The 7306-nt window shown below is 61.2% G+C and carries 3 protein-coding genes and 1 pseudogene; all 4 read right to left on the bottom strand.

Annotated features, from left to right (window positions below):
- Positions 1-451 precede the first annotated feature (451 nt).
- Entirely contained in the window at positions 452-2191 is a 1740-nt protein-coding gene (locus BMI01S_RS35265; protein ID WP_028232895.1) for a UvrD-helicase domain-containing protein, read from the bottom strand.
- The gene (locus tag BMI01S_RS35260; protein ID WP_042292544.1) at positions 2188-4449 is read right to left on the bottom strand and encodes an ATP-dependent nuclease; all 2262 of its coding nucleotides are present in this window, start codon (positions 4447-4449) and stop codon (positions 2188-2190) included. The genes BMI01S_RS35265 and BMI01S_RS35260 overlap by 4 nt, the downstream gene beginning before the upstream one ends.
- A gap of 265 nt (positions 4450-4714) precedes the next feature.
- Positions 4715-5702: pseudogene (locus BMI01S_RS35255) on the bottom strand (IS5 family transposase); the annotation flags it as partial.
- A 121-nt stretch (positions 5703-5823) separates the two neighbouring features.
- Positions 5824-7306, bottom strand: a 1483-nt coding sequence (locus BMI01S_RS35250; RefSeq protein WP_218002767.1) for a hypothetical protein, incomplete at its 5' end; no start/stop codon positions are given.

Here is a 7306-nt window from a genome sequence, read left to right as displayed (position 1 = left end):
CCGACAATTTTATTTAAAATATCGAGAGTCCCCATAAGCCGACCTTTTATATCTGTTGATTGTTCTGGCGTCGATGGCAATATTAACACCGCGCGAGCCTCCGCTGCGGGACCTGTCAGGGCACTGCTATCCAACCGGATAGCTACCGCCGTTGGTGACTTGCCGAGCCTCCCCGGATGGCTGATTGACCGTTGGACGCTGGAAACCGCTACCCAAGCGACGGCGGTTCGCACGGCGAAAGAGGGTCGCATGCTGCCGATCGCAGCTTGGCGGGGTTAAAGCTGCCTATGCAAATTGCATCAGTCGGCACCTGGCCAAGACGCGAAGCACAGGTCGAGAGTTGGCGATTGGCCGCAGACCAAAAGCGGCCCCCTGCAGTCTGGCCCAAAAGCGGACCTACACGAGAGATCGACTTAGAGTGCTATGAATAAGCTCTGCCCAGAGGCAGTCATCATAGCGCAGGGCCGATATCCCGGATGGGATGGCCCGCGAACCATCCCGACAGTGTCGCCATTGCGCTGGGGTCAAGCAAATGCGTGAAGACGAGCGCCAAGCGCCTCTTCGGCCGCGAGACAGCGACATAGAACAGGTTGCGGTAACGCTCGTAGTCCGCCGTTCGAGTGCCGATCAGGCGAGGGTTCCCGGCCATCTTAAGATAGAGGTTGAAGTCGTACTCGTTCCAGCCGCGCCCGAACACGACAAGGACATTTTCGAACTGGTCGCCCTTCACCCCATGCTTGGTTTCAAACGGTGAGTGACCATCGAGATATTCGCAGAGCGCGATGATCTCTTGGTATGACACTGCGTGAAGCGCATGGAGTTCCCTGACGCGTCCCGTCAGCGGCTCGCCGCCCGCAAGCGCGTCCGCAAGCGCTTTCTCCTGACGCACGACCGCGTCTGAGAGGATCGGCAGGCCCGTGGAGGACAGATGTACGATCACGTCGCCGACCGTGCCCGTGTCACGAAGTTCGCAGAGCCGCCTCATGGCGTCCGCCCACCTGGCCTTGTCGGCCGGCCCATTCATCACCGGACGCGTGGCATCAATCGCTTCGAACATCTTGCCGACCCGCCTGGCGAGGTAGGCCCGCACCGCTGGTTCAAGATGCTCGTGAAAGTACGCGATGACCTCATTGGCTTTACGCGTAAAAGAGTCGTTGAACTTGAAGACGGTTCGCATCGATCCGTAGCCCATCTCCGTCGCAAGCGCCCGGTGGGTTAGCATCAGGACCTTCGTGTCGCCGGCAAAATCCCAGCCAACGCTTTCCAGCTCGGCGCGGACATTCCTGAGCGCTTGCGCGGCTTCGGCCTCAGGAAGATCGCCCTGCCAGTGGTTCGCCGTGCGCCGTCTCCCGCCCCATCCGTTGGTGTGGAAGACGTGAACTTCGCCCGGCGCAGACGGGTCTTTCACCGCTTGCGCAAGCTCCGGGCGGATCAAGTTCAAGCTGTCGACGATTGGCTTCGCGCTGCGGAAGTTCGCTTTCTTGTCAATGCGCTTCAGCGCGTCGTGTGTGATCGAACCGCAGCCATCGCCATAAATCTTCTGCCAGTGGTCACCGAAGAAGCCGAATTGCGGCGCGTGCGGCTTGCTGATGAACTTGTTCTTGAGACATTCGACAAGCTCGGCGTTCGTGTCCTGGTACTCGTCCACGAGGATGAGCGGGAAGCGCGACGCCACCGCGTTGCGGAACTTCGCGGACTGCACGAGCTCGATAAAGACCGGAAAGATGTCGTCGTGGTGTAGGTTCGCCGTGCCATCTTCGATGGAGCGCCGACCGAGCGCGTACCCAACTGCTGTGATGTTCGCGGCGTCGAGTTCTTCGACGCGATCCGCCCAGCCCGGCAGCGTGCGGACAAGCTCGCGAAGCCGTTTCTGAAACGGGCTGGCGAGCATCCATGCGAACGCGTGAGTCGTATCGCAGTAGATCGCTGGATCGCCATCGGTCTGCGCAATGATCATATCCCGCGCGACATTTGTGTAGGTGACGCACGCGACTTGCTGGTGCGTGCGTTGAAGCTCTCGCGTCCGGTCTTTCAGGATGTAGCGAAGCGCAGCGATCAGCGAGTAGGTTTTACCGGCGCCAGCGCCAGCCTCGAACACGAAGCTCGACCCGTCGTCGAGGCAGCCTTTCAGCGCCTCCCATGCGGCGGCGGCGGCGGCCTCGGCTGGATTTGGTTGGGCGGCCGCGCTCACTTGGCTTCACCCAAGGTTAGCGTGTCGGTGAGTGCATTGACGGCCTGCGCCTCGGCGGCGAGCGCCACGCCAGGATCAGCGACAGCGGCGTTGCTCGCGGCGAGCCAGCGCATGCCCTCTTCAATGTATCGCGGCGTGACCCAGTGGGTTTTCTCAATCGCGTAGGTCAGTGCGAACTTTGACTTCTTCTGCTTCGCGGCCTTGTCCTGGGCGGCTTTTGCGAGCGCATCATTCGTTGCGCCGGTGATGCCGAAGAAGGTTTGGTTCGCGAGAATGAACGCGTCTTCGAACGTCCGACCACACGGCCCGTCCGACGCTTCCGGCACCTGATATGCGAGACGCAGACTGCCGCGGGTCTTGGCAGCGTTGTCGGCCGCCAATGCCGTCGACAGAGGGAACAAGGTCGCCCCATCCGCAACTTCTTCCTCGTCGTCATCAGCAGCCTCTGCGGCGGCTGCCTCTGCCGTCGCCGGAGCTGGGGCCGCCGGAGCCGCTTGCGGCGCGGCTACAGGCGTTGTGGCCGGTTCCTCGGCAGGCACTTCGGGCACCGGGGCCGCAGCTTCGGCCGTGTTGAACCAGTGCTTGATGCAGGAATTGCTCGTGGTCTCCCCCTCGTGGACGAGGCAAGCTTCGAGCTTCCTATTGGAGTTGCGTTTGACGGCGTCGAGATCGGTGATGATCAGACTGCGCAGGTCCAGGAATTCGAGCAGCGGAATGAAGAGCTGTGCATAGGCCCCGCCGACCTCCATGATCGTGATGTATTGGCTACCAAGCTTCAGGGACGGATCGACAGCATCGAGGGCGCGCATCACTTGCGGCAACATCAGTCGCTCCGTCGTCCCTTCAATCAGCACCGCCTTATCCGCGAAGAAGAGATCGCAGCGCGTCAGCGTGAGGTACTGGTGCAGGAAGTCAGAGGCAGGGCCCTTCAATCCAGCGAGGTCGCTGCTGAGGTCCTTGACCTGAGTGCAGCGCACGCCAACCGGCAGATCCTTTGACGTCACGGCGAAATAGCGGATCGTGTCGAAGCGGGCCTCATTCGCAACGTGTGGAGAGTGCGTCGAGACGACGAATTGCACCGGCCACGAGACGTCCTCGCCCTCCAAGGCGCAGAGCTTTTTAACGACCTCTGGCAACTGCCGGATGAAGACCTCCTGCATCTGCGGATGTAGATGAGCTTCGGGTTCTTCGATCACGATGAGCTGCAAGCCAGGCGCGTTCGCATGCGCCCGGTACTCGCGGAAGAAGCCAACGATCTTGAACAGGATGTAGAGAAGGTTGCGATACCCGAGCCCGTTGTAGGACTCTGGTAGCTGCACGCCGCTGTAACCGGCGTACTGAACCTTCGTGAAGTTGGACAGAAGCTTGCCGACTTCGAGCTTCGTCTCCGGCTGTAGCGGCACATTGTCCAGGCCCGGATACCCGAAATGCTCAATCGCAGGCATGAGCTTCGCGAGCTCTTTCTTGAAATCCGTGTCCATCCCAGACTGGATTTCCTCGATGGCCTTCTTGAGCCCGTCCGCGATGTTCTTTTGGGAGCCGTCCGCCGTCGAGACGGAGGCGCTTTGGAACAGGCCCTCCAGCACCTTTGCCAGAACGTCGGTGTCACGGCTACCCGTGCCGTCGAGCGCACGCTGCGCGTTCACAAAGCCGAGCGACAGCAGGTTTGTGACGGCCTTGGGCGTCACGTCGCGCGTGTTCGTCGGGTCCTGCGGGTCCTCGGCCCACATCCGCGTCGTGAAAAGCGTCGGCACGCGGTCGGCCAAGCTGCGGAAGAGCGCAAGGCGATCCTCGTCGGAATGCGCTTCGTCGGTCCCGTGCAGGATGGTTTTCTCGTGCCCCTCGAACAAGGCTGCAATCTCGCCATCGGCGAGGCTCCGCGAGCACACGATGACGGCCTCCGCGCAATTGTCGTCGGTGTCTATGACGAACTCGCGGAGCGGGCCGAACTCAGGAACTGTCGGGTCGAAGCTCACGTAAAGCCGCAGATCGATTGACGGCACGAGCGCGCGAACCTCTTTGACGTCAGCGCCTTTTAGGTGTGCGCGGTGCGCCGCGCAGAATTTGTCGTAGCAAGCGCTCGAAAAGTCCTCTATCTCGAACGTGCTCCGTTCCGAGAGGAATTTGCGGATGATGTCGGAGAGCGAGGTCTTTCCGCAGTTGTTACGTCCAACCACGACTATAGTCTCGTCTTCAAGCTGCACCGAAATATTATGCAGCAAGCGGAAGTTCTTTATTTTTATTGTCTTTATCTTCACGTAGCCGTCCCGTCTGAAAGATTCTCTGTGGCTAATTTACACTCAGGATGCCGCTAGCGGTAGTATGGATTTGAAGGGAGGCCTTCCCCTGCGCTCGATGCGCTCTAGCAGGCTGTTGAAAAGCGCCTCGTCATGAAGACCGAAGCAATGTTCAGGAGTGTTTCGCGTGCAACTTCCCGCCGAAATCCGGATGCGCAGGCCAGTTCGCGCAGGCCATTCGCCTGCGCGGCGATGCCGCACCCCTCAGGCCACGCGCCATGGCGGCTCATTGCACCGCTCCCGTGAGCACCTCGTCCATTATTCGTGCCATGCGCGTGAGGTTGCTCGCGACCATCGTCAGCTTGAAGTGCTGGTCGACCCGCTTGATGCCGCGATACACCGTCTGCCGGATCCGGCCGACCGTCTTGCCCCAGCCGAAATGCTCTTCGATACGCTTACGGATGACCTGGCTCATTTGGTATCCCGCGTGCCGCGATGTACGGTCATCGATCGCGCTGCCACCCGGGCGCGCGTCATTGCGTGCGACATGCGGGGTCACGTTGCGCGCCCGGCAATCGTTTACGAAGTCATGTGTGTCGTAGGCCTTATCAGCACCGACTGTCTTGGCGTGAGTACCCGGTACGCAGTCGAGCAGTCGCAGCGCATTGGCCCGCTCGGCGAAGCCATCTGCATGGCTGACAACGGCGCCGACCACCAGCCCCGAGCGGTTCTCCATCACGATGTGCCCCTGGTAACAGAGGATGGCTGGACTCTGCTTGCTCTTCTAGGCGCGAATCCGCATCAGTGCTCGACTCATGCGTCTCATTGCTGCGTCGCTCGCCCTTCCAGTCGGCCTCGGCGTTGCGCCCGCCACCGGGCGGCAGATCGTCCGATCCGTCCTTGCGGCGAAGACTCTTGTGGCTCGCCCATGCCTGGATCAGCGTGCCGTCCACCGAGAAGTGCTCCCGGGACAGCAGGCCCTGCTTGTCCGCCAGGGCCATGACTTCAGTAAAGAACGATTCCACGACTTCGTGCTCGAGCAGTCGGTCGCGGTTCTTCGAGAAGACGGAGTGGTTCCACACCACGTCCTCCATTGCCAGTCCGACAAACCAGCGGAAGAGCAGGTTGTACTGCATCTGCTCCATCAGCATGCGCTCGCTGCGCACCGAGTAGAACACCTGCAACAGCAAAGCACGCACCAGTTTCTCCGGTGAGATCGAGGCCCGACCGCTATCCGCATAAATGACGCTGAACAGTCCGTTGAGACGCTTCAGCGGGCGTGGTTCAAAACACGTGATTTTTGCGTTACAGGGACGAGCTTAAGCAGCCTGCGCGAAACGCAGGAATGGCAAGAATTCCGATGCATAATAGAGGCCGGTGACAACCCAGCCGATGTCAGATGCGCTGAGGCTGGAGGCGGCCGAGTCCGAGCAGCGTAAGCCAGTGATCGTGAGGCTTGCCGCTCATCAATTCCCTCGGGCTCTTTCCAGTGCGCTCAGGACATCGGCTACGGGCAAAGCGGCGATGATTGAAGACGAACTGCAGCAGACCAAGCCAGACCCGCCCGCCCTTCAGATGACGCCGGTTAGTCAGGCATACGCGCAGTCGCGAGTTGAGATTTTCGACCAGCGAGCTGCTGCGTGGTGTGCTGCGCAGCGCCGCGGATACGGCGGCGTAGACGTCGTGAAACGGGCGACCGATGCGGCTAAGCAGGCGATTCCATCCTTGCCAGAACGCGCTCGACGTTTCGGACTTGCGATGCAGGATGCAGACCTCGCGCACGAGATCGCGCGCCACGTTGTGCGTTTGCGCAATGGCGTCGAGTTTTTCGTCGAGCAGGCCCGCGAAAGCGAGCAGCCCGTCGCGCTGGTTCTGCAGTGCACGCCGGTATGCGCCCGTGCGTGAGAGGTCCTGGGCCTCACGTTGCCGCAGTTCGGCAACCACGAAATCGAACAGCAGTTGACGCGTCGCGAGGTCCGGCCCTGCCAGTGACAGGATGTCACGTTCGAGCCACTGAACCAGGGTGCGCAGATCGGCAGCCAGCTCGTGCGCATGGGCTTCATTGCGACGAAGCGTTTCCAGCGTGGCAGCGAGGAGGCTATCGTCGCAACGTCGACGGGGATTGGCCAAACGCGCTTCGAGCCGCTCGCGTTCGGTGCGCGCACCGCCGGCGACACGATGCCAGAGCGTCGCCAGTGATTTGCCCTGCTCAATGATGTGGAAGACGTCGCCGTGACACGGCGTATCGGGCCAGGCTATTTTTTGCCCGGCACGCAGCCCGGTTCCCGCATCGGCGATCGTGTGCTCAGGATCGAGTCCCCGTGATTGCAGGTCCAGCAGATGGATGGCCCAGGTGTCGCCGTCGCGATGAGCTTCGGGGGCGAGCAGATAGCAATAGGTCGAGGCAACATCGATACCGGCGAGCACGGGTTGGGAACCCTGAAAGAGTTCGTCGTGCAGGCCGACCCGGATGGCTGAGAGGTCCACGCCGGCGTTAATGGCCATGGCCTGCTGCGCAGCCTGCTGGAGAACGGTGTGAATCGTGCCCAGGCTGGTCGATACGCCGAGCAGGTCGTGCATGAGCTCAAGGGTAGCGCGAAACGAAACGTGACCCACCATCGTGAGCGCCACGATGACCTGATCGAGCCATTGGCGGGTGACCGGCAGCATGAAAAGCACCTGATCTGCGTCGGCTGCCCGCGTGGCATCAAAGGCTTCATCGAGCGCTGCACTGGCCGTGCCGATCTGTCGGTAGACCGTCGGGCGGCTCACGCCGTTACGCTCAGCCAGCACACTGATTGGTTCGGTGCGCGCGAGGGCCTGAAGTGCGATCGCTTTGCGTTTGTCGGCGCTCAGTCTGCCCACGCCAGATCGGGTG

The sequence above is a fragment of the Paraburkholderia mimosarum LMG 23256 = NBRC 106338 genome (genome assembly GCF_000739815.1).
In the GTDB taxonomy this organism is placed as follows: Bacteria; Pseudomonadota; Gammaproteobacteria; order Burkholderiales; family Burkholderiaceae; genus Paraburkholderia; species Paraburkholderia mimosarum.
This window is presented reverse-complemented; position numbering and strand designations above follow the sequence as displayed.